23 protein-coding genes and 1 pseudogene are annotated in these 25,274 nt (G+C 68.0%); 14 read left to right on the top strand and 10 right to left on the bottom strand.

From position 1 onward, the window contains the following. A partial coding sequence (locus tag ABIA35_RS41250) for a zinc-binding alcohol dehydrogenase family protein (protein WP_370361547.1) occupies nucleotides 1–953 on the top strand: 953 nt, incomplete at its 5' end. A 90-nt stretch (nucleotides 954–1,043) separates the two neighbouring features. Here ABIA35_RS41250 and ABIA35_RS41245 read toward each other — a convergent pair. After that, entirely contained in the window at nucleotides 1,044–1,979 is a 936-nt protein-coding gene (locus ABIA35_RS41245; RefSeq protein WP_370345607.1) for a helix-turn-helix domain-containing protein, read from the bottom strand. Between the two features lie 165 nt (nucleotides 1,980–2,144). On the opposite strand from ABIA35_RS41245, the gene ABIA35_RS41240 reads away from it, so the two are divergent. From ABIA35_RS41240 to ABIA35_RS41215, 6 genes and pseudogenes are all read left to right on the top strand, one after another. Continuing rightward, nucleotides 2,145–2,930 carry an SDR family NAD(P)-dependent oxidoreductase gene (locus tag ABIA35_RS41240; protein WP_370345605.1) on the top strand — a complete coding sequence of 262 codons (786 nt, stop codon included), beginning with the start codon at nucleotides 2,145–2,147 and terminating at the stop codon, nucleotides 2,928–2,930. A gap of 18 nt (nucleotides 2,931–2,948) precedes the next feature. Further along, nucleotides 2,949–3,365, top strand: a complete 417-nt coding sequence (locus ABIA35_RS41235) for an ester cyclase (RefSeq protein ID WP_370345603.1) — start codon at nucleotides 2,949–2,951, stop codon at nucleotides 3,363–3,365. A 70-nt stretch (nucleotides 3,366–3,435) separates the two neighbouring features. Next, the gene (locus ABIA35_RS41230; protein WP_370361546.1) at nucleotides 3,436–4,242 is read left to right on the top strand and encodes an alpha/beta fold hydrolase; all 807 of its coding nucleotides are present in this window, start codon (nucleotides 3,436–3,438) and stop codon (nucleotides 4,240–4,242) included. A gap of 11 nt (nucleotides 4,243–4,253) precedes the next feature. Continuing rightward, the gene (locus tag ABIA35_RS41225) at nucleotides 4,254–5,000 is read left to right on the top strand and encodes an MBL fold metallo-hydrolase (RefSeq protein WP_370361545.1); all 747 of its coding nucleotides are present in this window, start codon (nucleotides 4,254–4,256) and stop codon (nucleotides 4,998–5,000) included. A 3-nt stretch (nucleotides 5,001–5,003) separates the two neighbouring features. Next, on the top strand, nucleotides 5,004–5,816 hold the full coding sequence (locus ABIA35_RS41220; protein WP_370361544.1) for an antibiotic biosynthesis monooxygenase: 813 nt from the start codon (nucleotides 5,004–5,006) through the stop codon (nucleotides 5,814–5,816). A gap of 214 nt (nucleotides 5,817–6,030) precedes the next feature. Continuing rightward, nucleotides 6,031–6,252: pseudogene (locus tag ABIA35_RS41215) on the top strand (MFS transporter); the annotation flags it as partial. Here the strand turns inward: ABIA35_RS41215 and ABIA35_RS41210 are convergent. From ABIA35_RS41210 to ABIA35_RS41200, 3 genes are all read right to left on the bottom strand, one after another. Beyond that, nucleotides 6,150–6,899 (bottom strand): SDR family NAD(P)-dependent oxidoreductase, encoded by a 750-nt coding sequence (locus tag ABIA35_RS41210; RefSeq protein WP_370345595.1) that lies wholly within the window; start codon nucleotides 6,897–6,899, stop codon nucleotides 6,150–6,152. The pseudogene ABIA35_RS41215 and the gene ABIA35_RS41210 overlap by 103 nt on opposite strands. 354 nt (nucleotides 6,900–7,253) lie before the next feature. Then, nucleotides 7,254–7,937 (bottom strand): TetR/AcrR family transcriptional regulator, encoded by a 684-nt coding sequence (locus ABIA35_RS41205; RefSeq protein WP_370345593.1) that lies wholly within the window; start codon nucleotides 7,935–7,937, stop codon nucleotides 7,254–7,256. Between the two features lie 43 nt (nucleotides 7,938–7,980). Beyond that, nucleotides 7,981–8,652, bottom strand: coding sequence for a TetR/AcrR family transcriptional regulator C-terminal domain-containing protein (locus ABIA35_RS41200; RefSeq protein WP_370345591.1), 672 nt, complete (start codon nucleotides 8,650–8,652; stop codon nucleotides 7,981–7,983). A gap of 163 nt (nucleotides 8,653–8,815) precedes the next feature. On the opposite strand from ABIA35_RS41200, the gene ABIA35_RS41195 reads away from it, so the two are divergent. Both ABIA35_RS41195 and ABIA35_RS41190 read left to right on the top strand, forming a co-directional pair. Then, nucleotides 8,816–10,390: an MDR family MFS transporter gene (locus ABIA35_RS41195; RefSeq protein WP_370361542.1), complete on the top strand. Its 1,575-nt coding sequence runs from the start codon at nucleotides 8,816–8,818 to the stop codon at nucleotides 10,388–10,390. A gap of 40 nt (nucleotides 10,391–10,430) precedes the next feature. Beyond that, the gene (locus ABIA35_RS41190) at nucleotides 10,431–11,648 is read left to right on the top strand and encodes an amidohydrolase family protein (RefSeq protein WP_370361541.1); all 1,218 of its coding nucleotides are present in this window, start codon (nucleotides 10,431–10,433) and stop codon (nucleotides 11,646–11,648) included. A 729-nt stretch (nucleotides 11,649–12,377) separates the two neighbouring features. On the opposite strand, the gene ABIA35_RS41185 is transcribed toward ABIA35_RS41190, so the two are convergent. Both ABIA35_RS41185 and ABIA35_RS41180 read right to left on the bottom strand, forming a co-directional pair. Next, the gene (locus tag ABIA35_RS41185; RefSeq protein WP_370345585.1) at nucleotides 12,378–13,301 is read right to left on the bottom strand and encodes a hypothetical protein; all 924 of its coding nucleotides are present in this window, start codon (nucleotides 13,299–13,301) and stop codon (nucleotides 12,378–12,380) included. A 40-nt stretch (nucleotides 13,302–13,341) separates the two neighbouring features. Next, the gene (locus tag ABIA35_RS41180) at nucleotides 13,342–13,875 is read right to left on the bottom strand and encodes a peptidase inhibitor family I36 protein (RefSeq protein WP_370345583.1); all 534 of its coding nucleotides are present in this window, start codon (nucleotides 13,873–13,875) and stop codon (nucleotides 13,342–13,344) included. Between the two features lie 285 nt (nucleotides 13,876–14,160). Between ABIA35_RS41180 and ABIA35_RS41175 the strand changes: the two genes are divergently transcribed. Together ABIA35_RS41175 and ABIA35_RS41170 are read left to right on the top strand one after the other, a co-directional pair. Beyond that, nucleotides 14,161–16,242, top strand: a complete 2,082-nt coding sequence (locus ABIA35_RS41175; RefSeq protein ID WP_370361540.1) for a BTAD domain-containing putative transcriptional regulator — start codon at nucleotides 14,161–14,163, stop codon at nucleotides 16,240–16,242. A gap of 4 nt (nucleotides 16,243–16,246) precedes the next feature. Continuing rightward, on the top strand, nucleotides 16,247–16,399 hold the full coding sequence (locus ABIA35_RS41170) for a hypothetical protein (RefSeq protein WP_370361539.1): 153 nt from the start codon (nucleotides 16,247–16,249) through the stop codon (nucleotides 16,397–16,399). Nucleotides 16,400–16,591: 192 nt separating this feature from the next. Here ABIA35_RS41170 and ABIA35_RS41165 read toward each other — a convergent pair whose 3' ends face one another. Then, complete coding sequence (locus ABIA35_RS41165) at nucleotides 16,592–17,164, bottom strand: sensor domain-containing protein (RefSeq protein ID WP_370345577.1); 573 nt, start codon at nucleotides 17,162–17,164, stop codon at nucleotides 16,592–16,594. On the opposite strand from ABIA35_RS41165, the gene ABIA35_RS41160 reads away from it, so the two are divergent. Continuing rightward, nucleotides 17,154–17,537, top strand: coding sequence for a hypothetical protein (locus ABIA35_RS41160; RefSeq protein ID WP_370345575.1), 384 nt, complete (start codon nucleotides 17,154–17,156; stop codon nucleotides 17,535–17,537). The genes ABIA35_RS41165 and ABIA35_RS41160 overlap by 11 nt on opposite strands. Before the next feature lie 903 nt (nucleotides 17,538–18,440). On the opposite strand, the gene ABIA35_RS41155 is transcribed toward ABIA35_RS41160, so the two are convergent. The 3 genes from ABIA35_RS41155 to ABIA35_RS41145 all read right to left on the bottom strand — a co-directional run bounded on the left by ABIA35_RS41155 (nucleotide 18,441) and on the right by ABIA35_RS41145 (nucleotide 22,524). Next, the gene (locus tag ABIA35_RS41155) at nucleotides 18,441–19,061 is read right to left on the bottom strand and encodes a hypothetical protein (RefSeq protein ID WP_370345573.1); all 621 of its coding nucleotides are present in this window, start codon (nucleotides 19,059–19,061) and stop codon (nucleotides 18,441–18,443) included. Nucleotides 19,062–19,202: 141 nt separating this feature from the next. Beyond that, the gene (locus ABIA35_RS41150) at nucleotides 19,203–20,363 is read right to left on the bottom strand and encodes a serpin family protein (RefSeq protein ID WP_370345571.1); all 1,161 of its coding nucleotides are present in this window, start codon (nucleotides 20,361–20,363) and stop codon (nucleotides 19,203–19,205) included. 1,339 nt (nucleotides 20,364–21,702) lie between these two features. Beyond that, entirely contained in the window at nucleotides 21,703–22,524 is an 822-nt protein-coding gene (locus tag ABIA35_RS41145; RefSeq protein ID WP_370345569.1) for a hypothetical protein, read from the bottom strand. A 370-nt stretch (nucleotides 22,525–22,894) separates the two neighbouring features. Between ABIA35_RS41145 and ABIA35_RS41140 the strand changes: the two genes are divergently transcribed. Together ABIA35_RS41140 and ABIA35_RS41135 are read left to right on the top strand one after the other, a co-directional pair. Further along, on the top strand, nucleotides 22,895–24,205 hold the full coding sequence (locus tag ABIA35_RS41140; RefSeq protein ID WP_370345567.1) for a hypothetical protein: 1,311 nt from the start codon (nucleotides 22,895–22,897) through the stop codon (nucleotides 24,203–24,205). A 423-nt stretch (nucleotides 24,206–24,628) separates the two neighbouring features. Beyond that, entirely contained in the window at nucleotides 24,629–25,120 is a 492-nt protein-coding gene (locus ABIA35_RS41135) for an IS3 family transposase (protein ID WP_370345565.1), read from the top strand. Nucleotides 25,121–25,274: the final 154 nt, after the last annotated feature.

Genomic DNA, 25,274 nt, shown 5'->3' with positions numbered 1-25,274 from the left:
TGGCCGCGGTGGTCCTCGAAACCGGCGGGCCGCCGGCGCAGTCGGTGACCTGTCGTACCGAACCGATACCCGAGCCCGCTCCCGGTGAGGCACTCGTCGAAGTGCACGCGGCCGCGGTGAACCCGCTCGACGTCGCCAACGCCGCGGGCCGGCTCGGCACACCGCTGCCGGTGATCCCCGGCGTCGACTTCGCCGGCGTCGTGGTCTCAGACGGCGACCACAAGGGGCACCAGGTGTGGGGCAGCGGTCCGGCGTTGGGGATGACGCGGCCCGGCACCCACGCGCGCTTCGTCGCCCTTCCCGAGACCTGGCTGTCCCGCAAACCGGTGAACCTGACGATGGCCGAGGCCGGCGCGGTCGGCCGGTCCCACCTCACCGCTTTCGAGACGGTCGTCAACATCATGGAGCTGATACCCGGAGAGACGATCCTCATCACCGGCGGAGCGGGCATGGTCGGCCAGGCCGCCGCCGCGATCGCCCGCTGGCGCGGCGCGGAACCGATCATCGCCGACCGCCACCGGCCCGACGGCGTCGAGCCCTTCATCGACACCAGCTCCGACGACCTCCGCGAGGCGGTGCTCGACCTCACCGACGGACGCGGCACCGACCTGGTCCTGGACACGGTCGGCGGCGCACTGTTCGAGCCGGCGCTGCGCAGCCTCCGCTTCGGCGGCCGGATGGTCGGCATCTTCAGCGCCCCCGAGCCGCGGATCGACTTCTCACCGGCCGAGATCTACAACCGGCAGCTGCGCGTCACGGGACTGGCCAGCGTGTTCCTGGACGGGGCCCACGTCGCAGGCGTCTTCGACCAGCTCCGCCCGCTCTTCGAACGCGGCATCCTCGCTCCCCCGGCAGTGAAGACCTGGCAACTGGAAGACAGCGCCGAGGCCTACCAGACGGTCAGTGACGGCTCGGCCGGGATCAAGCAGGTTCTGCTGCCGAGCGGCGACTGAGCACGACAGGCTGCCGGTCCGCCGTCGGCCGCGCTCGCGGCGGCTGACGGCGGACCCTGCTGCTTGCCCTGGTCAGAAATTTCAGCCCGTTCAGCCCCGAGCAGATGAGACCGAGCGGGCGTAGTCGTTGGGGGTGCGACCGTAGCGCTTCTTGAAGGTCCGGATGAAGTGGCTGCTGTCAGCGAACTGCCAGTACGCGGCGAGCTCTGAGATGCTCAGCCGACTGGCCGGCGGTGCGGTCAGGGCGAGCCGGGCTTCCTCCAGGCGCCGCTCGCGGATATAGGAGACCACTGATTCCCCCGCTACGGCGAACGCGCGCTGGAGAGTGCGCACCGAGACGTTGAGCTCGCGCGCCAGCGCCACCGCCGACAGCTCGGGATCGGCGAGCCGGCGGTCCGCGAGGTCTTTCGCGGCTTGTGCCAGGGCGGGGGCGAGTACGGGTTCGGCGTCGTCGAACCGGCGCCGGGCCACCGCTTTGGTCAGTTCGATGAGTGTGCTGTGGGCCGCTTGCACGCCCGCCGGGGTGAGGTCGGGCATCGTCAGCCGGACCATGTTCGTGTGGGCCGTCAGCAGGCGTAGTTCGGCTGAGTTGCTCGCACCGGTGAGGACCCGGCCGCCGAGCAGCGGCTTGATTAGGGCCGCGGGGAGGACCAGGACCGTCGCCGCCGTATCGGGCACCGTCTGGAAGTGCGACGGCCGTCCGACATGCTTCAGCAGGAACTGACCGGCCGATATCGTGCGCTCGCCTCGGTCGTGCGGGCCGCCCAGGGTCCAGGCGCCGCGTTGCACGACGTACAGCCGGACCACGTCCTCCGAGCTGGTGAGCGGACCGTCGGTCCGGATCACCGACGCGCCGTGCAGGTCGGTGATCGCCACGTCGTCGACCCGGGTGGCCCGGTGCTTGACGCGGAAGTCGGCGGTCGTGGCCGGGGTGAAGGTCGGCAGGGGGACACCGTCGCCGAACTCCGCCTCCCAGCCGCGGCGGAAGTCATGGAAAGCTCGCGACTCAACGGCGTCCGTATCCACTCGACCTCCCCCTCTCGCGGCCTGCCCCGGACCCACATCCGGTGGCGCCGATGTTCTGTTTGGACGGCGCTGTGGTTCAAGCGTGCGCATCCCCAGTCTTCCTAGGCTCGGTCGTGGGGGCAATCCCCAGTTCAGGGCCGAAGTGCAGGACAGACGGGAGCTTTCATGAATCAGCAGAACACCGGCCGCGTGGCCGTCGTCACGGGCGCCGGCACCGGGATCGGGGCAGCGACCGCGCACCGGTTCGTCGCCGACGGATACACCGTCGTGCTCGTCGGCCGCACCGAGGCCACTCTGAAGCAAACCGCACAGACGGCTCCAGACGGAGCGGACCTTCACCCCCAGATCGCAGACGTCTCGGACCTGGCAGCCGTCACGGCGGTGATGGACGGCGTGGCCGAGCGGTTCGGACGCCTGGACGTGCTGGTCAACAACGCCGGCATCGCGATCCCGGGAACCGCCGACCAGACCGACCTGGACAGCTACCGCGCCATGGTCGCCACCAACATCGACGGCGTCTTCTTCGCTTCGCGTGCCGCGCTGCCCCATCTACAGACGGTCGGCGGCTGCATCGTCAACCTCGGATCGGTGGCCGGGCTGCGTGGCGAATGGAACCAGGCGGTCTACAACATGACCAAAGGCGCGGTGACCAACCTGACCAACTCGATGGCCCTGGACCACGGCCGCCGGATCCGGGTCAACGCCGTCCACCCCGGAGTCACCCTCAGCAAGCAGATGTTCCGTGACGCACTCGCCGAGGGCGCTCCGCTGCACCGGCGCTTCGCCGACCGCGTCCCGATGGGCCGGGCTGCCGAACCGGCCGAGATCGCCGCGGTCATCGCGTTCCTCGCCGGTCCGGACGCCGCCTACGTCAACGGGGCGCACATCCCCGTGGACGGCGGCCTGACCGCATCCGACGGCCAGACCAACCTGTACGCCGCCGAAGGCTGACACGGAAGGCGGACTGGCATGAACACTCAGGCATCCAACACCGAGCTCATGCGGTACTTCGTCGAGCAGGTGCAGCAGAAGGGCCGGTTGGAGCTGATCGACCGGCTCGTCCATCCCGACTTCCGCAACCACACTGTCGAGCCGGGTCAGGCCGCCGACCGCGCCGGGATCGGCGAGACCGTGGCAGCCATGCACCAGGCGTTCTCCGACCTGTGGGTCGAGATCCTGCATTGCCTCGGGGACGGCGATCTCGTGGCCACCCACAAGATTTTCCGCGGCCGCCACACCGGGACGTGGTTCGGCCTGCCGCCCTCGGGCAACGCGGTTGAGTTCCGGGTCATGGACCTGGTCCGGTTCCAGGACGGGCTCTGGGGCGAGCACTGGGCCGTCGCCGACGGGGTGACCTTGTTGCGCCAGGCCGGCGCGCTGGGCTGAACGCGCTGGGCTGACGCGCTGACGGCCCCGATCAAGTCACTGAAATCCAGAACCTGTGAAGGAGAGCTCCATGAGCATCACCAAGATCCACTCCGTGGCCGTCGAGCGAATCGGCCCTGTCGAGGTGACCGTCGCCGAGTACGGTTCCGGACAGCCGTTCCTGCTGCTGCACGGCGGCGCCGGGCCGCAGTCCGTCGCCGGCTTCGCCGAGAAGTTCGCCGCCACGCATCGGGTGCGCGTCCTCACGCCGACGCATCCCGGATTCGGCGGCACCGCGCGACCGGACACCCCGGCCACCATCCCCGGACTGGCCGCGCTCTACCAGGGCCTGATGGACCAGCTGGACCTGGCCGACGTGACCGTCGTCGGCAACTCGCTCGGCGGCTGGATCGCCGCGGAGATCGCGCTGCTGAAATCACCGAGGGTCAGCGGCATCGTCCTGATCGACGCCGTCGGAATCGAGGTGCCCGGCCATCCGGTCACGGACTTCTTCGCCCTGACCATGGACGAGGTCTTCACGCGCAGCTTCCACAACCCCGACAGGTTCCGCATCGACCCGGCGAGCCTGCCCCCGGCCGCGCGGGCGATCGCCGCCGGCAACCGGGCCGCGATCGCCGCGTACGCCGGCTCCGGCATGACCGACCCGGCTCTTGTCGGGCGGCTAGGGACGCTGGAGATCCCCACGCTCGTGCTGTTGGGCGACAGCGACGGGATGGTCGACGTCGACTACGGACGCGCCTACGCCGCCGCGATCCCGATGGCCCAGTTCCAACTGCTGCCCGACACCGGCCACTCTCCGCAGCTGGAGACCCCCGACCAGGTCATCGCCGCGATCTGGGACAGCGCGGACACGGACTTCTCCGCCTTCGCACGCTAAGGACCACGACCATGCCCAAGACCGCAGTCACCCGCATCACCCACAGCTGCCACCTGATCGAGATCGGCGGCCGCACCTTCCTGACCGACCCCTGGTTCAGCACCAGTCCCGGCTACTACCAGGGCGAGCCGATCGCCATAGACATCCCCGACCTGCCGAAGCTCGACGGCGTGCTGATCAGCCACGAGCACTACGACCACTGCGACCTGGCAGCCTTCGCCGCCTACCGCGACCGCTCGGTGCCGCTGTTCGTCGCCGAGACCGTCGTGCCGCTGGCCCGCGCGCACGGCTTCACGAACGTCACCGCTCTTGCCCCGTGGGAGCAGGCGGAAGTCGGCAACGTCAGCATCACCGCCGCCCCCGGCAAGCACGGCGTCTACGAGGTCACGTTCGTCCTGCGGGCCGGCTCCGAGGCGGTGTACTTCGCCGGCGACACAATGCTCATCCCCGAACTCGCCGAGATTCCCAAGCGGCTCGGCCACATCTCGCTGGCCCTGCTGCCCACGAACGGCCTGCACATCCGCCCTGCCGACAACAGGCAGGTCGTGATGAACGCCGACGAGGCGGCCGAACTGACCGCGATCCTCAAGCCCGAGCTGGCCGTGCCGCACCACTACGCCTTCACCAAGGGCTTCCTCGGCGACCGGCTCATCACCAGCAGCGACAAGAACCCGCGGCACTACCGGGACGCCACCGGCGACCTGGCTCCCGAAACCACCGTTCGCATCGTCGAACCCGGCATCCGAATCGAGCTGTAGATCATGACTGTCACCGCGACCGACACCGAGGACTTCCTCACCGCGACCCTGCACCACGGCAACCTGCGGGTCGACACCGACGACCCGAACCCCCGCCCGATGATCGCCGTTCCGGACGCCAAGCCCGGCCTGGCCGACGCCTTCCGCGAGCGCATCGTCGAGCTGATCCGCGCCGTGCGCCAGGAGCCGGGCTGCGTCACCTTCACGGGGTATGAGGCCCGCGACATACCCGGCCGGTTCTATCTCTACGAGGTCTACGCCGACTCCGCCGCGTTCGCCACGCACCTGAAGACCGACCACGTCCACGCCTTCATCTCCGCCATCCCCGACCTGAGTACCAGCGGGCCCGGCAGCATCTTCCAGCTCGACGAAATCCCGATCCCCGGGGCATCGGCCACGTGGAGCACGCAGTATTCCGCCGACACCGATGTGTCCCCGGAGGCGGTGTGGGCAACACTCCGCGACGAGCGCACCGGCGCCGCGGCCGCCGGCGGCAACACCTACGTGATCCACGGTCCGTTCGCCGTCGGCACCGAGCTCTCGGTGACCCCGGCCGGCTCGGATGAAGCCCTGACATCCACCATCATGGAGCTCACCGACGGCCGGGCCTACGCCGACCGCACCGAGTTCAACGGTCTGCTCCTCACCGACCGCCACGAACTCACCCCGCTCGAAGGCGGCGGTACCCGCGTCACCCACCAGCTCATCATCGGCGGCCCGGCCGCCCAGACCGTAGGACCGAACCTCGGCCCGCAGATCAGCGAGGACTACCCGGACGTCATGCGGGAGCTCATCGCCGCCGCCGCTAAGCGGTAGAGCGATAGACCACGCGAACCGCGAACCCTGGGGGCCGAAGCCGTAGGCGGTGTCGTCGGCCCGGCCTCCAACCTCCCGTCTTTCTCGAGTCTCCCGCCATCAGGAGCGCATCGAATGATCGAACAACTCGCCCCGCTCGCCGACGTCCCGGCAGCGCCCCGCCGCCGATGGCGACCGGTTCGGGACCAGACGCATCCTGCTGCTCGCGATCGGCTTGTTCACCGCGGCATCAGTGCTCTGCGGCCTGGCCGGCAACCTCGGCGAACTCGTGGCCTTCCGCGTCCTGCAAGGCGCCGGCAGCGGCATGTTGACCCCGGTCGGCATGGCCATGCTCTACCGCGCGTTCCCGCCGCACGAGCGACTGCGCGCCGCCTCGATCCTCACCATCCCCACCGCGGTGGCCCCGGCCCTCGGCCCGGTCCTGGGTGGCGCACCGGTCACCGGTCTTTCCTGGCGCAGGGTGTTCTTCGTCAACCTCTTCAGCTCCGTGGCCACGTATCCGGGGCACGCGTTGTTGATGAGGATGTCGGTGCCGGCCAGTTCCTTGGCGTACTGGATGGTGACGGCGTTGAGGTACGTCTTGGTCGGCGCGTACGCCCCGCTGATCTCCCCGAGCTCGACGCCGGGTGTCGTCTGGAGAGTCAGGGAGCCGACGTGGCTGGACTGGTTGACGATCCGCGGGTGCGCCGATCGGCGCAGCAGCGGCAACATCGCGTTGGTGACCCGGATCATGCCGAACACGTTCGTCTCCACCGCCACCCGGACACTGTCCAGGTCCAGCGTCGTCGGGTTCTGCGGCCGGCCGCCGGTGGCGCCGGCGTTGTTGACCAGCACGTCGAGACGGCCGGCACGCTCTTCAAGCCGGTGGGCGGCGGCCGCCACGCTCGCGTCGTCGGTCACGTCGATGGGCACCGGGAACGCGTCGGCGCCGCCGGCGCGCAGTCTGGCCACCGCATCCTGCTGGCGCTCCGGATCGCGGTCGCCGATCCCGACACTCCAGCCGAGTGCGCCGAGGCCGGCCGCGATCTCGAATCCGATTCCCTGGTTCGCGCCGGTGACAAGCGCAATTGTTTGTTCGCTCATAACTCCGAGCATGTTCGCGGCTCGGCCCCGAACCAACACCATCTGGGTACGGCACCGATACCCAACGGGCATTGCCGGCGGCCTGACCGTGTGCGCAACTCGTCACGGTGGATACCGCCACAGAGGAAACCCGCCCGAACGCTCATCGGCGCGGCTTCGGCGTCCCCCTCTCTACTGGGGGTCGAGTCGCAGTGTGGTCGCCGCGGCCGTGGCCGTCACCATGGACTCGGCGCCAGCGTGGCCGTACCCAGCGACAACCAGGCCAGAACGGTAACCGCGAACCGGTAGACGCGACGGACCACCACGATCACACATCATGTCGAGCCCGGTGGCCTAGTTTCAGAGGTAATCCAGTCACCTGGATCCAGAGTCGGGCCGGGCAGCCAGCATTCCGGCGAGCAGCATGTCCACGGTCCATTGCCGGCGTTCCACAGGGGTTCCCGAGACCAGGTTGCCGGCTTGGGCGTGGACGTGTGGGTGGTCCTCGGGAGATGCCTCGGCGAGGGCCCTGCGCAGCTGGGCCCAGTCGGCCTCGGCGTGGGTGTCCTCGCGGCGCGCCGAGTGCTCGGCGGCTGAGGCGGTAGCGCTCTGCAACAGAATGTCCACACCCCAGGCGGCCTGCAGGTCGGGCACCCCGCCCTCAGCGAGAAGGGCGAGTAGTGCTTCCAGCAGGGCGATGTAGTTCTCGCCGGAGGGCCGGGCGGTGAGTGCGGACAGTGCAAGGGCAGGGTGGGCGTACAGAACCTGCTGGTAGCTGGTGAGCACGGCGTCCAGCCGGGTCCGCCACGGCGCCTCGGCAGGTGTGTCGTGCAGGTCGACGCGACCGATCAGCCGGTCCAGGATCGCGGCGTGCAGTTCGGCGGTGTTGGCGACGTAGACGTACAAGGACGCCGGCCCGGTGTCCAGGGCTTGGGCCAGGCGGCGCATGGTGACGCGCTGCAGTCCCTCTTGCTCCATCAGGGAAACGGCGGTGTCGATGATGCCCTCGCGGGTGAGGGCGGGCTTGGCGGGGCGCTCGCGGCGGCTCTGCGGGGGCATATGGCGATTCTAGGGCCAAACATGTTCGGAGCGAACATGTTCGTCAGTTGTCCGGCTCGCGGGCTTCGGAGATGCCGGTGAGTACGACGTCCAGTGCCCAGGAAAAGCGCGCGGTACCAGTGCCGGAGAACAGTTCCTCGCTCAGTGCGTGGACTTGTGGGAAGCGCTCGGCCTCGGCCTCGGCGTAGCCCCGGTGCGCACGGCCGATCGGGTCGTTCTGCTCCCGCCGCCGGTCGTGCTCGGCGGCGATGGCCGTGACGTGCAGCATCAGCAGATCAAAACCCCACGCGGCGCGCATGCGTGACAGGCCCATACCGCGCAGGCATTCCAGGACGGCGTCGGTGAGCGCGAGGGCGTTCTCGCCGAACGGCAGGACGCCGGCCGCGAGGCGGGCCAGCCCGTCGTGCCGCAGCAGTACCTCCAGGTAGGAGGAGCAGATTCGTTCCAGCCGGTCTCGTGGGCGGTCCGTTGATGCCGGGTGCAGATCGACAGCTGAAAGCGCCCGATCAAGGAGGAGCGCGTGCAGTTCCTGCACGTCATGCACATAGGCGTACAACGAGGCCGGGCCGGTCTGCAGCTCGCCGGCCAGGCGCCGCAGGGTGACCGCCTCCATGCCCTCGCGTTCCAGCAATCCGAATGCGGCAGCGGTGAACGCCTCCAGGCTCAGTGGCTCCTTGGCCGGTCGTGACCGCAGCCGCCTTGCTCTTTCAGCCACCTCAAGGCCCCTTTGCGTCCGTTCCGGCTGCTGCGCACATTAGCGCGCCCCGCGCCGTAGGGCGATCGGCGATCGCAACACGAACTTGTTCCTAACGAACATGTTCGTTACGCTGGTGGAAACCTTGCGCGCCCACATACCGCCCTGAAAGGGGTGACCTGCTATGGCAACCTCCTCTGGGCCTGGTCAGACCGCCATATCCCCTGACGCCACCGCCGTACCCAAGAACATCCGCTGGGTCCTCCTCGGCGTCCTGCTGGCCATGCTGCTCTCGCAGCTGGATGGCCTGATCGTCGGCACGGCGATGCCGACGATCGTCAGGGACATCGGCGGCCTGGACCACATGTCCTGGGTGGTCACCGCGTACACCCTCACGACCGCCTGCTCGACGCCGGTGTGGGGCAAGCTCGGCGACCTGTTCCACCGCAAGAGCTTGTTCCTCGGCTCGATCGTGGTGTTCCTTCTCGGTTCGGTGCTCTCCGGCATGGCCTCCACGATGGGTGAGCTCATCGGCTTCCGTGCGCTTCAGGGCATCGGGGCCGGCGGCATGATGGCGGGGGCCTTCGCCCTGATCGGCGTCCTGCTGCCGCCGCGGGAACGCGGCAGGTACCAGGGCATGGTGGCGATCGTGCAGGCTGTCGGCAGTGTCGGAGGTCCGCTGGCGGGCGGCTTGATCACCGGCCATCTGGGCTGGCGGTGGGCCTTCTACGTCAACGTCCCCATCGGCCTGGTGTGCATTGTCTGGTGCGCGGCGCTGCTGCACGTCCCGCAGGCCGCCCGCCGCGGCCGGGTCGTCATCGACTGGGCCGGCATCACGGTGATGACCGCGATGATCACCGCCCTGGTCATGCTCGCGACCTGGGGTGGCAGCACCTACGCCTGGGGCTCGGCGCAGATTCTCGGGCTGGCCGCGGTGGTGCTCGTGTTGCTGGCCGCCTTCATCGTCTCCGAGCGGCGGACCGCCGAGCCGCTGCTGCCGCTGCGGATTTTCACCGGTCAGCGCAACTTCCCGATCGCTGCCGTCCTGCTGACTGTGGCCGGCGTGGCCATGTTCGGGGCGACTCTGTATTTGCCGCTGTACCAGCAGACCGTGCAGGGTGCCTCGGCGTCCAACTCGGGGCTGCTCCTGCTGCCGATGATGTGCGGCACCGTGGCCGCCTCGATGATCGCCGGCAAGGTCATGTCCAGGACCGGCAAATACAAGAACTTCCCGGTGATCGGAGCCGCCAGCCTGGCCGTCGGCATGGGACTGCTGTCCACCATGGACACCTCCACCGCGCGCCTGACCACCAGCGTCTACATGGTGCTGGTCGGCATCGGCACCGGTTTCACCATCCAGATGGCCAACACCATCGCCCAGAACAGCGTCGAGCTGCGGGACATGGGCGCCGCCTCGGCGGCCACCAACCTGTTCCGCACCCTGGGCGGCTCTCTGGGAGTCGCGGTCTTCGGCTCGCTTTTCACGCGTGCCCTGGCCGGCCACGGCGGCGGCGCCCCCAGCGAGGGCGGTTCTGGAGGTTCGGCGACAGAACATATGTCGCATGCGGCCAGGGAGGCCTACCTGCAGGCAGCCGCTCACGGTACGCAAGAGATCTTCCTTGTCGGCGCGTTGTGCGCAGTGGCCGCCCTCGTCTCTGCACTCTGTATCAAGGAGACTCCTCTGCGTGCCGGGCCCGGGCAGCCCGCCAAGCCTGCAACGGACGACAGCGCACCAGCGGCTGTAGGCGCCACTAGCTAACGGGCGTTCCCCGCCCTGATTGAGAAACCCAGGAGGCATCATGACCGCAACACACCTCACGAACGTCCACATCTTCGATGGTGTCGGGCAGTCGGCGGCCACTACCGTCACCATCGAAGGCCAACTCATCACCGCAGTGGGTGCCGCTCAGGCCCCACAGGGCGCTGACGTCGTCGACGCACGCGGTGCCAGCCTGCTGCCCGGGCTCATCGACGCCCACGTGCACACCTCCATTGATTCCCTTCGTGATGCACTGCGCTTCGGTGTCACAACCGAACTGGAGATGCAGGGGTTCTGGACGCCCGAACAGCGCATCGAGGTCAACGCCGACGACACCGTCGCCGACGTCCGCTCCGCCCTGCTCGCCCTGATGGCAAAGGGCGGACACCCCAGCGAGCTCATGCACGACCTCGGCGAACACGAGCCGGGTGCGGAGCACGAAGGCTGGGAGATGCCGTCCGTCAGTACCCCCGACGAAGCGCGTGCCCACGTCCAAAGGTTCACCCAGGCCGGCGCCGACTACATCAAGGTGATGATCGAAGAGGGCACGACCATGGGACACCCCGGGCTGCCCGTGATCGACTCCGAGACCCTTCGGGCCGGAGTGGACGAAGCCCACAAGCTCGGCCTCAAGGTCATCGCGCACGCCACCACCCTGGACTCCACTCGCCAGGCGCTGGACGTCGGCATCGACGGACTCGCCCACCTCTTCATCGACCAGAGGGCCGACCAGGCCATCATCGCGGCGCTCGCCGATGCGGACGTCTTCGTCACGCCCTGCCTGGTCGTCAGCGCATCCCTCATGGGGCGCGACGCCGCCGCCGACCTCGCCGCCGACCCCCGCGTCTCCCGTCGTCTGTCCCAGCCCTGGCTCGACACCCTGCGCGGCGCGTACAACACCTACCCGCAGGGCACTTTTCAGCACGTTCTCGACAGCGTCGCAGCCCTGCACGCCGCCGGCGTGGACATCCTGGCGGGAACCGACGCCTCCATCCCGGTGCCGACCCACGGGGGAGTGGCGCATGGCGCCAGCATGCACCACGAACTCGCGCTTCTCGTGCAAGCCGGACTGTCCACTGAGGCCGCGCTCGCCGCTGCCACGTCGGTACCCGCGCGCTGCTTCAACCTTGCCGACCGCGGCCGTATCGCACCCGGACTACGTGCCGATCTCCTACTCGTCGACGGCAACCCGCTCGACGAGATCACCCACACCCTGGACATCAACACCGTCTGGCGTCGAGGTGCTTGCCTGAAGTAGACATATTGGAGCGGTGCAGTATTCGACGCTGGTTCGCCGGTATCGTTTACGCCGGCCGTGGCCGACTTGTACTGACGGCGGACTTCTAACTTAGTGGTCGTAGGTTTTAGTGTGACGGTCTCGATCTGAAGAAGGCCGGTGGCGAGGATCGTTGAGGCTTGAGCCCGCAGGAACGTACGCCGGTCGAGCCATCGTCCCGCCTCGGTGCCGGCGGAATGCGATGGCTTCGCAGAATTGTGCGGATAGTGGCTGCAGCGACCCGGCGGCCCAGGCGTCGCAGCTCGGCTTGGATCCGGGTGTAGCCCCACGACGGATTGTCGCCGGCCAGCTGAAGTACCAGCTCGACGAGTTCCTTGCCAGCGGGCGGGGCTGTCGCCACCTGGCTGCGACCAGCCGCCGGTGCCACCGCAGCACAGTGCCGGGAGTGGCCAGGGGGTGCAGCAGGCGAACGGGCACAAGCATCCATCATCCCGCAACGGTCAAAGCCACGGACCGAATCGCCCCAGCTGAACGTCATGGCGGCGTTGTTGAACGCACAGGCCGACGCGTTCGTCAAGATCGGCGGCGGCCGGCACCCGATCTCCACCGCCGAGTGCGCCGCCTTGCTGGAGCTGCGCCGACCGCAGCCGAGGACGTCCTGGAGTAGCTGGAGGACAGGGCGTCCTGACAGCGTATCCGGACCGCCGGTCCACAACCCGCGCCGACCTCGGCTTCGGGCGACTCAGGACCCTACGTTCCCGACATCGCTCGCTGGGCCGCGCGACCCGCCGCGACGCGGCTGACGGACACCGCGCGCAGCTCGTCCACCGTCTGCGTCGGCAGCGAACCCAGGAACAACGTGAGCGCCTGTTCGGTGCTCGCCCGCAGGTGCGATCGGCCGTCGCAGGCGGTGTCGGCGTTGGCGATCGCGGTCTCGTGCGTGGCGAGATCGGTCGCGCTGGTGCCGTGCAGGACCGACGCCTGAAGCGTGGTGATCGCCGCCTGCGGGCTGGCGTAGTCCCAGCCGCCGGCTTTCATGCATGCCTGCCAGCCCTTCAGCGCGGTGACGTAGGGCTGGTAGGTGGTCAGGTACTGGCCGAACTGGCTCCGCACGACCTGCGGTATGTAGGCGGACGCGACGTAGTCCCGCACGTTCCCGAACAGCGTCGAGCGTGCCTGGCCGACGCATCCGCCGGTCTGGTAGTCGACGTGGCCACCGCCTGGCAGCGGCAGGGTGCTGCTGTCCGTCGGCGAGCCTTCGAGCGCGTCGGCATAGCTCGGCAGGGTGGCACCGGGATCGCTCGGGTCGCCGGTGCTGACGGATTCCGGCGTGACGCCATAGGTCGCCGGATACCCGCTGCCCAGTGAGGTGGCGGTGATGGTCTGCGCGCTCGGTTCGGGTCCCACGTCGGGCACGGTGTAGGCGAATCCGTTGCTGTGCATGCACCGCGCGGTGAGTGCCTGTTCGGCGCGGGTCAGGTCCCAGGTCCATTGAAGTGAGGAGGCATCGGTGGCGATGACGGAACCTGCCGCCGCCACCTCGGGGCCGGTCGCGCTGTGCGGCGCGCTTGGCCGCGGTGGCCGGCTGCTCGCGCAACCGGCCACCGCGGCCAGCACGGCCAGTATCAGTACGGCGCTACGCGTGCGCGCGCCCCGTCGCCGCTGGCTGTCCATCGCCTAACTCCGCCGACCTTTCGTCGGTCCTGCCGCGCGCTCACGTGCACGCATTGGTGGTCCAGTCGTTGCTGCTGATCGAGTCGTTCAGGCTGTGCGAGTTGTCGGAGTAGGTCCAGTTGGCGAGGTTGGAGTACATGGTCGTGCCTCGCGCGATGCACGCGTAGCCGCCTGTGTAGCCGGCGTTCTCCCACACCAGGGCCTGGTCGGAGTTGCCGTTGTTGTACAGCGCCGAAGCGCAGTCGTTCCAGGTCTTGGTCTGGCACGTCGACTGGCTGAAGGCGGTCCAGTTCGTGTTGCTCCCGGAGAGCTTGCCCATGGCGCCGCTGAAGCCGGCGTCGACCCAGAAGCAGAGGTAGCTCGCCGGACACGACGAGTAGCCGTTGGGGTGCACGGCGGCGGGCTTCACCTGCGCCGGCTGGGCGACGCCGGCCGGAGCCGCGGGTGAGAGCGAGGCCGACGCCGAGGCCGACGGCGCGGCGAGCAACGCCATGGCCGCGACCGCCGGCACTGCGCCTGCCAGGACGAGTGATCTGCGGCCGCTGCCGAAGACGCGGCGGATGGTTCGAAACATCGTCAGGTCCCTTCGTTGATGCGTGGACAAGTCGTTCCGGCGCACCGATACCGGTGCCGTGGTCCACCCGTACGCCCCGCGGGTCGCCTCGACGCCGCCATGGTTTCGACGTGCGTCCGAGTCCGGTCCGAGCCGTGTCTGAGTCGTGGTTGAGCCGCGTCGAATCGGCACGAAATCTCAGGCACCTGATCCGCTTCGTTCGCCTATAATCCAGATTCGCGCGTCTGTCCTGATTCATTCATGGACAGGGCCGGGTCGGGGTGCACAGTTGGGGGGGGGCTGACCATGCGCTTTCGCGTCCTAGGGCCGCTGGAGATCCGCACCGGCTACGAATGGAGCGCGATCAGCGCTTCCAAGTGGCGTGCACTGCTCGCCGCGCTGCTGCTCAAGCCCGGCCAGGTGGTCTCGGCCGAGAGCCTCGTGAACGAGCTGTGGGGTGAACGTCCGCCCGCCGGGGCGCGCAAGCTGGTCAGCGGTTACGTGCTGCGGTTGCGCCGGCTGATGCGCGACACGACCGGCCGTCAGCTGATAACGCGGGCGCCGGGCTATCAGCTGCTGGTCGGCCCGACGGACCTGGACACGAGCTGTTTCGCCGATCTGCTCGCCGAGGGGCGCTCAGCGCTCGGCGGGCACGATCCCCAGCGTGCGGGGGTGTTGCTGACCGACGCTCTGGACCTGTGGCGGGGGCCGGCGCTCATAGACGTGCCGCAGGGGCCGCTGGTCGCGATGGAGTCCAGTCGCCTTGAGGAGCTGCGCCTGGACGCGTTGGAGCTGCGGATCGAGGCCGACCTGGCGCTGGGCCACGCGCAGGTGGTGCCCGAGCTGCGCAGGCTCACGGCCGAGCACCCGCTGCGGGAGCGCATGTGGGTGCTGCTGATGCGCGCGCTCCAGACGACGGGCCGTCAGGCAGAGGCGCTGGACACGTATACGCTCGCACGGCGGATCATCGCCGACGAGCTGGGAGCCGATCCTGGAGCCGAGCTGCAGCGGCTGCACCAGCGCATTCTTGGCGGCGGTGCCGGCGTGCGCGTGAAGCCGACGGCCGCCGCACCCGCCGGCCCGTCCGCGCATCCGGTGGTCGTGCCGCGGCAGCTTCCCGTGACGACGCGACACCTGATCGGCCGTCAGGCGGAGCTCGCGTTCCTTTCCGAGGCGGTCGGTGAGACCGTGGGTGCGGGGAGCGGCGTGGTGATCTCGGCGATCTGCGGGACCGCCGGCGTCGGCAAGACGGCGCTCGCGGTGCACTGGTCGCATCAGGTCGCCGACGAGTTTCCGGACGGGCAGCTGTACGTGAACCTGCGCGGCTTTGATCCGTCCGGCATGCCGGTGACGCCGGCCCAGGCGATCCGCGGCTTCCTCGACGCGTTTCACGTGTCGGCCGAACGGATCCCGATGGGCCTCGACGCGCAGGCAGCCCTCTATCGCAGCCTGCTCGCCGGGAAGCGCGTCCTCGTCGTGCTCGACAACGCGCGCGACGTGGCGCAGGTGCGTCCGCTGCTGCCCGGGTCGCCGGGCTGCCTGGTGCTGATCACGAGCCGCGCCGACCTGGCCGACCTCATCACCGCGGAGGGCGCACACCTGCTCACGCTCGACGTGCTCGCCGAGCAGGAGGCCAGGGACCTGCTCAATCGCAGTCTCGGCGGCCGGCTCGCGTCCGAACCGAGGATCGCGGGCGAGCTGACCGAGCTGTGCGCGCGGCTTCCGCTGGCGCTGCGGGTGACGGCCGCGCGGGCCACCATCAGGCCGCTGCTGCCGCTCGACGCGCTGGTCTCGGAACTGCGTGACATGCGGAGCCGGCTGGACGCGCTGGACGCCGGTGGTCAGTCCAGCAACGTGCGCACCGTGTTCTCCTGGTCCCTGCGGCAGCTCAGCGCGTCCGCGGCACGGATGTTCCGGCTGCTGGGCATACATCCGGGACCGGACATCACCGTCGCGGCGGCAGCCGGACTCGCCGGGACGTCCCGCGTGCTCGCCGCCCAGGCGTTGGCGGAGCTGGCCCGTGCCCATCTCGTCGCCGAGCACGTGGCCGGACGGTTCGCCTTCCACGACCTGCTGCGCGCCTACGCCGTCGAGCAGGCCGCGACGCAGGAGAGCGAGCACGAACGGCACCACGCCCTTCACCGGATGGTCGACCACTACCTGCACACCGCACACGCGGCCTGCCTCCTGCTCGGCAGTCGGCGGGAGACGATCGTGCTGCCGCCGCCGGAACCCGGCGCGGCGCCGGAGGACTTCGCCGACACGGCGCGGGCGTGGGCGTGGTTCCAGGCCGAGCATCACGTGCTGCTGGCGATCACCACCCAGGCCGCCGCCACCGGCTTCGACGGGCATGCCTGGCGCACCTTGGCCGCTTCGCGCGTCTTGTAAGCCGGTGCCGCTGGAGATGCTCACCGGACCGGAGGGCTCCGACAGCGAGAAGACTGACCCGGCACGGTTCTCCCGCGAGGTGATCGCCTGCGTGGTCACCGACTGGCACGTCTACGACGCGTTCGACGACAGCGCCGACCAGGCGCCATCGCGGTAATGCTCTGGACAGTACTTCGCGCAGGCCCACGGCATCCCGGGTCAGTAATCGTGAGACGCTCGACGGCTACCTCGACGGCCGCCGGCCGCGATTCCGGCACCGCTGAACGCGCCGAGCTCCACGACGAATGACGGGTCACCCGACCGCCGCTGCCTGTCCGAGTCCTCCATGGCCGAGTTGGCTGGCCGCTGATCAGCTGATGGCTTCCGCGCCCTTCAACCGCTGAAACTGGATGTCGGACAGGTTGGTGAGCGTCGTACCCATCTGGTGCAGAGCCGTGGTGTCCTCCGTTTCGGGCTCGTAGAGGGCGACCACCGAAACGGCCGTACCGACTCGGGCCTCTACGATGCCCATCAGCAAGGTCTTGTCGCCGTTGGATATGTAGGCGACACAGCCGACTTGGTCATTCCCCATCAGTATCGAGGTCCCGTCGAACGCAATGGAGACCGACTGGCCGTCCTGAGGAGTCATGGACAGGGTTGTGCACCCGTTCAGGCCCGCAGTCAGGTCGGAGATCACCGCCGAGGCTTTGTCGACGGACGGCAACACCGACACCGACGAGATGATCATGTAGCCCTTGGCCTGATCAGTGAGCTTCCGGTCGACCTCGACAGTCGTCCCGTACTTCGTGGACAGGGCGCCCATCGCGTCCGCGAGCGTCTGGCAGATGCTGCCTCCGGATGTCACAACATCCGGGCTGTCCTTGGTCGACGTGTCGTCCTTTGAGGCATCGTAGGTGTAACCGGGGTCGTCCTTGTCGGTCAACAACAGTGTCCTGATCTTCTCCGCCGTCAGCGCAGTGCCGGCACCACCACCGGCACCACCACCGGCACCACCGCCAGCACCACCGCCACTGGGCGATGAGGATGCGGTCGGACTGGCCGACGGACTGCTGGACGTCGTCACCATCGGCGAAGCCGTGGTGGCAGCTACGCTCGTACTCACCGCCGACGAGGCGGCTGACGTGCCCGCCGCCGACGGAGCGATGCTCCCCGAACTACTGCAGGCCGCCATTGCCAGAACGGCAGCTGTGAGCACGGCAATGGAAACGCCCTTGTTTGCAGAACGCATGTTGATTTCCCCTCGACGAGACGCACCGCGTTTGCCCTGCCTGAAACGCAGTGCGACGAAAACTTGAAGCCGGTGATGCAGACGACGGTTGACCCGGCAGCGGTCTTAAGCAGCTCCGGTCTACAGGCCTCGGGCAACTAGCAAAACACCGCCAGCAACTTTTTCCGCACGACCTTGAAGCGAGACAGCCAATCACCCAGGCGACCATAGGCGTGGTGCGGGCTTTGAGTTCGGATCTACGGCGTTATTTGCGAACTGCGCCGCCAATTCCCGATACGGCTCCGCGACGTCGGGACCGGGGCGTTCGCCTCTGTCGCGAGCCGGTAGGAGGCCGAATGGTACGTCGCAAGCGCTTAAAGATGCTGACGAAGCCGAAGTCGACCAGGTGGAACCGACGACCAGCAAGTGGTTGACGGCGTTCGGCAGCTTTTCGGAATCCGGGAAGACGTGCGCCGGGAAGACGTGTCTAGCGCGGCGCAAGGTCTTCCCTGCCCCGACCGTTAGCAGGACGCTGATCGGCAGGTCGATCACCTGGGACAGGGACGGTCACGTTCAAGGTTCCCCTCTATTTGAACGTGTTCAACTTCCTTCGGCGCTCACCGTAGCATCGAAGTTGAACGCGTTCAACATGGCGATGACCGATCATCCCTTGTGAGCAGTCGGAGCCGGGGACTCCGACGGCGCGTATTGAGATACAGGGTGCGTCGTGCCGCACCGCAACGCGCCGACCGGCCGCTGCCGCCACTACGGAAGGCCGACAAGGCCTAACACCGCAGGGTCCGAGCCCGGGAGGAACACACCTTGGCCCGGATGAAGAACTACAAGATCTTCCGCGACTGTCACTGCAAGGGCAACGGAGAAACACCACTGTCCAGGCCGCCGCCACCATGCACAACCTGGCCATGGCCGCATGACTTGGGCAGCCCGGAACCGGACCCCAGCCTGCCCGGTCCAGAGTTGCGCAACAACCTCACCCGCCTGCCAGCTCACGGTAGGTCGCACGCCACTGAGCCAACGCCTGCGCTTCCCCGTCGATGTCGGTGACAAGCCGGCGGAGCTCCACGTCGCTGGGGGACCCTGGCCCGTCCAGCGCCAACGCCTGTATTCGGATGCTCCTTGCCGCGGCCGCTACCTGATCAACCCGGATCCTCGCTTGGGGAAGCGCCGAGGCAACCAGGTCCGCACTTGGCTCGCGGCGCAGCGTACCGAGTTGGGCATCCAAGCCCACTGCGACCGATTCGATGCGGCCGAACAGCGCTGACAACTCTCCGAATACGGACCCATTCTCCTGGGTGTGTTCAATCGTCCGACGCGTCTGGTTCGTCTCTTCCAGCAACCGCAGTCGCAGCCCACTGAGTTCGCGCCTCTGCGCAGGTCCGATGGTAGCCCGTAGTCTCAGGTCGGCACGGGAAATCAGTTCGGAATGTTCGGACGCCGCCCGCCTGATCCGTCGCCAAAGCAGGGCTAGAGTGACGGCGGTCACAACAATGGCTACGATCGCCACAACGCCGACCGTCATCGATAGCGTCGATGAGACCTGAATTGCATTCACATTTTCGCCACTTTCGGCGAAGAACACGGCTTGTGTCACAGCCCTTACCGCCCTTCGGCATATCTCGATTGAAGTTTGAGGGCGCAGCGCCAACATCACGGCGATACGTGAACCGGGCGCTGAAATCCTCCCTGACTGCCAGGCTTGGTGTCAGCATGTGGTGACAGCGGCCCCGCGGTGTCAGAGATAGGGCGACCGGGGTGCCGACGCCTGCCAGGCGGTGAACAACGGCAGTCCCGTGCTGCCGGCGAACACCACGAGGCCGAACGGCCTGTCGAACGCGATGTGCCTGGTCCGTTCAGCGCGCCGGCCGCGGCCCCGACTGCTCTTCCAGACCTGCGTGATCGCCTCCGCCCTGACACCCTCCTCGTCGATCCTCAGCACCGACTCCTGGATGAGCCTGTCGACGCGCAGTGGTTCAGGGGACATGCCGGAGAAGTCCGCGAGCCCGGACCCGGCCAGCGGCGCTCCGAGCGAGGCGAGCAGCCGCTCCGCCTGCAGGCGTGTGTGCAGGTGCAGCCGCGGGAGCGCGACGGTGACCCGGTCGGCGTCGATCGGTCGTCGACTCTTCTGCGCCGACCAGGCCGCGGGTAGGACGTCCGCCGGACCTCGACCCGGCGCCCCCAGCACACAGCTCACCTGCAGCGGCAGCCGGCCGGGTTCTGCGGTGCAGAGCAGCGCCACCACGACCACCTCGTCCTCAGCCTTCCCGGAGGGGGCCTCCACGGTCCAGGCATACGAGGGCTGCGGCAGCGTCGTGGCCATGGTCGGGACGAGATGCTCGGTCCCCTGGACGTCGGTGAAGACCTGGTCGGTGGTCTTCTGCCGCTCGAAGCGCGGCGAGGCCCAATCACCGGCCAGTTGGAGCGCGCTGACGAGCAGAAGCAGCTCTTCCCCGTTCGGACGGTCCGGCAGCTCACGGATCAACCCGTCGGTCGCCTCTCTGACCCAGGCGTCGATCGCCGAGACATCGGCGGGGTCCAGGTGGCCGAAGCCGACGTCCGGCAGACGCTCACGGTAGTCCCGGTAGACCGGGATCCGCGACCACACGCCTGTCGCGGCCGCAACCCCTTCAACCCGCGCCAACTGCGCCGTCACCTCGGTGACGGCGGAAGCGGCCTCCGGCCCGGCCACACCAAGCAGTCCACGCAGCTCCCGAGCCGTATCCGATCCCGCTCCGGACGCTACCGCCGACAACGCGAGCCACAACCCGATGGGCGAGCAAGTGAAGTCACCATACGCAGCCAGTACCGCCCCGTCGTGGAGCACCGACGTCAGCAGCCGCTCCGCGAACCCCCGAATCTCACCGACATGTTGAAGTGGGACGACTTGTGCCGTCACTGGAGCCTCCCCTCTGGCACCGACCGGTCCAGAACCACCCGAACGGTTCGGGCGCCTCGGTGCAGAAAGACAACGCTGCCGCGCCCCACCCCGCCTCGACATCGGTGCAATCACGCAGATCCACACTGGTCTGCTCGCGGCTTTCGCTCCCGGCGGTCGTGGACCCGCGACCGGGACACCACCAGCGTCGCGACTATGAACCCGGTGTCGGCGACCGTCACGCAGATCTGACGGATGATCTCGAACGCTGGAACGATCGATGCCGCGACGTGGCTCACCCGCGTGGCTTGCTCGGGCAGACAGGCACTATCGGGTGTGAGCCATATGGTTCGAAGGCCTGCGGCGTGCCCACGGGCTATGTCCTGTCCAAGCTGTCGCCGACCATCCAGCCCTGCGGCGCCAATGGCACCCCGAGCTTGTCGGCCGCGATCTCGAAGATCCGCCGGTCCGGCTCGGGGCGACCAGCCGACGGAGATCAGCGCGTCGACCACGCCGGCTTCGAGCATGCCGTCGAGTGTTGTGCCCTCGGGGCGCGACGCATGTCGACATCCTCGGGGACGGGTTGGGGAAGCGAGTCGAAGGGGGGGATCGGGTGATTGGCGCCGCCGATGACGCAGCGGCACTGGTCAGGGGTAGTGCCGTAGTCGTCGGCGAGGATGCCTGTCATCCAGCCACCGCTTCTGATTTAGTGGTCGTAGGTTCGAATACGGCTTGTTGGCGCTACGCGCAACGAGGCTGGCTTGCGGGAACGGGTAGAGCGATGGCCAGTGGGGCCCGTCACCGGTCCTGTTCGAACGGCGTGCTGGATGACGCGGCATAAAGCGGCAGAGCTCGACAGGGTCCGCGTACGGTCCGGGGGCAAACGTCCCGGGATGGTCTGGCATCACCCGATACGACCAGTAGAGTTGAGTGTGAGAGCACTGGATAGCTTGGCACCCAACTGCATTGGTTAGTGGTGAGCGTCAGGTGTCAAAACCCTGATCTGCGGCGCTTCTAATCCGATGGTCGCAGGTTCGAATCCTGCCGGGGGTACCGCACTCGAACCCCAGGCTCCCTTGTTGACCAGGGGTTTTACGTTGCCTCGACTCGAGTACTCGACTTGACTCGAGTCGTAAAGTCGCCGAATCGGGCCCGTGTGATGACGGTGTGAGGACGGCCGTAGCGACTCCGTATGGTGACGGCTTGTTTCTCGCCGTGCTGTCGTAACGCTGACGCTACGCATGGAGGCGCGCTGGCGACCGGCGCGAGCCCTTTTGGGCCGGGCCTTCTGACTCTTAGGCAGCGGGCGCGTTGCATTGCCATACGCGCGGGACGAGCCGGCATCGCGCAGGCTCATTTGTCATGCGATCTGTAGCAGTGGTCGCCCGTCCTTCCGCCGCTGCGCTTGCGGCAAATACTCGCGCACGGTTCCGTCGGCGGCGGGAAGCCACAGGTCGACTTCGCGGTGTCGTCCGTGAGTGGCTCGGCCGGTGACGCTGATGGTGACCCGGCGCTGGGTGAGGTTGCCGCTGCCGCCACCAAGCCCCTCCCAGCGCGGGGCTCCGGCGCTGAGGGTGAGGTGGGCGCCCTCCCAGTTGCTGGTCACGACGAGAGCGCAGCCGCGCTGCCGCTCAGCGGGTCGGATGCGGTTTGCGATGTGCCGTAGCTGCGTGGTGTTCGGTCGGTGTGGTGCGTGCAGCAGCACAAGGTCGACGGCACCGGCAAGCACGGGGACCGCGTCGGGCCACCGCTCGCAGGGCTGGTCGAGCATCAGCATCTTGGACAAGTCGGCGCCGATCCTGGATGCGGCTGCGATGCCGAAGTTGGGGAAGCCGATGACACCGGCCCACGCGCCGCCCGCCGTGGCGCCGGCGATGAGCGCGAGCGTGGCGTAGGAGATGCCGCCTGCTCCCGCAGCGATTGCCCCGGTCCGAGGCGGTACAGCGACGATGGTGCCGCGGGCGAGGCTCCCGCCGGGAACGAGCGGGCGAAGGAGTCGGTGGAGTGGGATGTTCCCGCCGTCGGCCGGTCCGCGGTGACGTACCTGCGGGGCGGTGCCGTTGGCGACGAGCTGGCGGCGTAGGTCAGCCATGGCAGCGTCGCGGTTCGGCTTGGGCAGCGAGATGCCTGCCCTTTGCCCTTGGTCGGTCGATGGGTACACGACGATCGTGGCCGATGGCATGAGGACGTCGTGGCGTAGCCCGGCGCGGGTGAGGGCTCCAGTAATGACCTGCTGTGGGCCCACTTTCGCAGGCCGTCTCCGCGCGCCGTCACGCTGCCGGCCTGCTCGTCGACCGAGACCTCGATGCCGAGGTCCATTCCGTACTCGGCCTCGAAGCGAGCGACCTCGTCGGCGATCGGTTGGAGAGCTTCGTGGGCCACCCGCCGAAGCTATTCGAACTAATGTACGATAGTAATGCGCCGACTCTGTTGGCGGCCTTCCTCACCGTTGCTGTGACTCCCAGTTTTAGTTGGCAGTTCCCAGGGATAGTTGGCGGCAAGGCCGGAAACTGGGTGGCGGTCCGCTGATGCAACCGGGATGATCACCTGCGATGTCGGAGGACCTGGTGGTTGTCGAGTTTGCCGAGCCGGAGACGGTGCTTGGCCAGCTTCAGCGCGGCCGCGGCCTCGGAGCAAGTCGAGTTCTGAACGACCCGGCAGCTGAGGAGCTGGTCATCGGGTGTGTCGTTCAGGACGCTCGTTGGGATGCCCAGACTGAATCGCGCGATGAATACCTCGCGGTCTTGATCGACCGGCTGGGGCTGCCGCTCGGTTCGATCGGCGAGCACCTGTTCCAGGGTGAACGCGCGGGTCTGCGTGATGTTGAGCTGTCGTTGCAGGTGTTGGCCTGGTTGGTCGAGTTGGGGCGGGTCGACGCGGTTCCGATTCTTCGACGCTATGCAGTCGAGGGAGTGCACTGGGAAGCGGCTGTCGACGCGATCTGGGATTGGGACGTTCCGGGGCTGTGGGATGGGCTGGATCAACAGGTCCTTGCCCGCCTGGATGACGACCAGCTCGCCGAGGCGGTTTCCGACTGGGGGCCGTGGCCGATCTGGGCCCGGTCGCACGAGCGTGTCCGGGTGATTCTTGAAGGCCGTGCTCAGGCGCGCAGTAACCGTCCGGAACGGGAGTCGATCAAGGATCTGAGCTCGGAGGTGCTGCTCGGCCGGATCACGTCCGGCGGCCGGCGTAGTCGCTGGCTGGAGCTTCTGGTGCTGGCGGGGCGAGGTGAGGTCGCGCTTCTCGACCTGGCCGAGGACGCCGAGTTGCGTCGAAGCGGAGTGATCCCGAACATCGGGACGGCGCTTCGTGAGCTGGGCGGCCCGGCAGTTGCAAGGGCGCGTAACTGGGTGACGGGCGGTGATCCTGAACTGCACCTTCTTGGCGTCGACGTCCTCGCCGCGGGCGGCGATCGGAACGACGTTCCGGTGCTGATGGACGCGTTGTCGACGGCGCTGGCCAAGCGGGATTGGTGCGGTCTGGAGACTCCAGCGAAGGCACTGGGCCGGCTGGCGGTCGTTGAGGCATCGGATCTTCTGGTCGGCGCGTGGGAGTCGACGGTCCACTCCTATGCGCGGGTCGCGTTGTTCCAAGGCCTGACCGGATGCCTGCCGACGAGGACGGACGACATCGCCGTCGAGGGTCTTGATGACTGCGAAGTCGCGGTTCAGGAGATGGCCTGCTTCAAGGCTCCCGCAACCCCGTTTGTGATCAAGCGGCTGCGCGAGTGGCAGACCGGCCCGACGTCCTCAGATCGCCGTGGATGTGCCGCGGTCCGGCTCGATGAGATCCCCGACGCCCGGTCCTGGTTGGCTGCTGGCACTGTTCCGGTGTCGATCGACTCGGCGACTTCGTCGGCGTAGTTGTTGAGTGCTCTCATAAGAGTGGAGTGGATGCCGGCAGGCCGTTGCTGTGCTGTGGTCTTGAGCAGTCCGACGCCCTTGGCGAGCTGCGCGGCGAGCTGAGTGTCTCCTGATGTCCTGTATCGGGCGAGTAGCGGCGCGAGGAAGGGCTCGCTGCTGGTGGCTCGGGCCCAGACGATGATCGAGGCGGCTCGCCGGCTGAGCACGTTTGCCAGTTCCAGGTCGGAGCCGACGCCTGGGATGAACCGGGGGATCCGGTATTCGATGCGGAAGTCCTCCCAGCGTTCGGCGGGGATGGTCCAGGTGGCCAGCCGGGCGCGGCGCGTGGCGTAGTCGATGCGGTTCGATGCGTCGCCGAGCCTTACCGAGATGTCGGCGACCGCCTGTTCAAGCTGCCTGCGGCCGACCGGGTCCCTGGTCAGTGTGGAAACTGAGCTTGACCCGCTCCGGGACCCTGCCGCCGATCCGCACCCGGACCTGGCGGTCGTGCTGGACGCCTTCAGCCGCCGGGTGGTGGGCTGGTCGATCGCCGACCATCTACGGGCCGAGTTGGTCTGCGACGCCCTCGACATGGCCCGCTGGCGCCGACGGCCCGCGCCCGGCCAGACCGTGGCACACAGCGACGACGGGTCGCAATACACCTCTTGGGCCTTCGGCCAGCGGCTACGCACCGCCGGCCTGCTCGGATCCATGGGAACAATCGGAGACTGCTTCGACAACTCCACGGCCGAATCGTTCTTCGGCACCCTGCAGTTGGAGCTCCTGGACCGACAGGCCTGGGCCACCCGACAGGAACTCGCCAACGCGATATTCGAGTACATCGAAGCCTGGTACAACCCGTACCGCCGACACTCCACGATCGGCATGCTCAGCCCCGCAAAATTCGAACAAGCATACGCTCTCACTGCTGCTTAGCAGCGCACCGGAACCGTCCGGGAAACCGGGGCAAGCTCATATAAGCCGTGGTCAGCTTTTGCTGCCAGGGGTGTTCCTACACGTGCTCCACCAGGGCCGCCATAACCGGTCGTGGGCCGCTGCTGTCGGAGTTGACTGCCGACCTTCGATCCCG

The organism is Catenulispora sp. MAP12-49 (assembly GCF_041262705.1).
Taxonomy (GTDB): domain Bacteria; phylum Actinomycetota; class Actinomycetes; order Streptomycetales; family Catenulisporaceae; genus Catenulispora.
This window is presented reverse-complemented; position numbering and strand designations above follow the sequence as displayed.

Coding starts and splice junctions, on each gene's coding strand:
- ABIA35_RS41240 (WP_370345605.1), top strand. CDS start 2,145: ATGAATCAGCAGAACACCGGCCGCGTGGCCGTCGTCACGGGCGCCGGC.
- ABIA35_RS41235 (WP_370345603.1), top strand. CDS start 2,949: ATGAACACTCAGGCATCCAACACCGAGCTCATGCGGTACTTCGTCGAG.
- ABIA35_RS41230 (WP_370361546.1), top strand. CDS start 3,436: ATGAGCATCACCAAGATCCACTCCGTGGCCGTCGAGCGAATCGGCCCT.
- ABIA35_RS41225 (WP_370361545.1), top strand. CDS start 4,254: ATGCCCAAGACCGCAGTCACCCGCATCACCCACAGCTGCCACCTGATC.
- ABIA35_RS41220 (WP_370361544.1), top strand. CDS start 5,004: ATGACTGTCACCGCGACCGACACCGAGGACTTCCTCACCGCGACCCTG.
- ABIA35_RS41210 (WP_370345595.1), bottom strand. CDS start 6,899: ATGAGCGAACAAACAATTGCGCTTGTCACCGGCGCGAACCAGGGAATC.
- ABIA35_RS41205 (WP_370345593.1), bottom strand. CDS start 7,937: ATGCCCCCGCAGAGCCGCCGCGAGCGCCCCGCCAAGCCCGCCCTCACC.
- ABIA35_RS41195 (WP_370361542.1), top strand. CDS start 8,816: ATGGCAACCTCCTCTGGGCCTGGTCAGACCGCCATATCCCCTGACGCC.
- ABIA35_RS41190 (WP_370361541.1), top strand. CDS start 10,431: ATGACCGCAACACACCTCACGAACGTCCACATCTTCGATGGTGTCGGG.
- ABIA35_RS41185 (WP_370345585.1), bottom strand. CDS start 13,301: ATGGACAGCCAGCGGCGACGGGGCGCGCGCACGCGTAGCGCCGTACTG.
- ABIA35_RS41180 (WP_370345583.1), bottom strand. CDS start 13,875: ATGTTTCGAACCATCCGCCGCGTCTTCGGCAGCGGCCGCAGATCACTC.
- ABIA35_RS41175 (WP_370361540.1), top strand. CDS start 14,161: ATGCGCTTTCGCGTCCTAGGGCCGCTGGAGATCCGCACCGGCTACGAA.
- ABIA35_RS41145 (WP_370345569.1), bottom strand. CDS start 22,524: ATGCCATCGGCCACGATCGTCGTGTACCCATCGACCGACCAAGGGCAA.
- ABIA35_RS41140 (WP_370345567.1), top strand. CDS start 22,895: ATGTCGGAGGACCTGGTGGTTGTCGAGTTTGCCGAGCCGGAGACGGTG.